The organism is Nocardia sp. NRRL S-836, from assembly GCF_001279525.1.
Lineage (GTDB): Bacteria > Actinomycetota > Actinomycetes > Mycobacteriales > Pseudonocardiaceae > Lentzea.
Genome location: NZ_LGDY01000022.1, coordinates 1 through 412, shown reverse-complemented (window position 1 = coordinate 412; position 412 = coordinate 1). Strand labels below are relative to the sequence as shown.

1 protein-coding gene is annotated in these 412 nt (G+C 69.9%); it reads right to left on the bottom strand.

Translation table 11 applies throughout. The features are described 5' to 3' along the window. On the bottom strand, positions 1–412 hold a 412-nt coding region (locus ADL03_RS48120; RefSeq protein ID WP_197288092.1), incomplete at both ends, for a hypothetical protein.

Here is a 412-nt window from a genome sequence, read left to right as displayed (position 1 = left end):
GAGCATGCCGGTGGCGTAGGCGTTGTGGTAGGCGGGGGTGTCGGTGCCGGGGTACTGGTCGAGGCCGTGGGCGGTGATGGCGGCGGGGGCGTGGTCGAGCAGGACTTGGTGGGTGTGGCGGACCTGGTCGTCGGTGATGGCGTGGGGGTCGGCCTGGGTGGCGGCGGCCAGTCGCAGGCAGGCCAGGTGCAGGTCGGTGTAGGGCGGTGCGCCGGGGCGGTCGAAGGTGGGGTTGCCGTAGTCGTCGACCAGGTGCAGCAGCATCGCCTCGGCCTGCTCGGCGCGGGTGTCGGGGTCGGCATGGGGCAGCAGTTCGGACAGGGTGTTGTAGCCGATGACGGTGTGGTGGGTCATGGAGTAGCGGCTGCGGTTGAGCAGGCTGACGACGTTGATGACCAGTTCCTTGGTGACC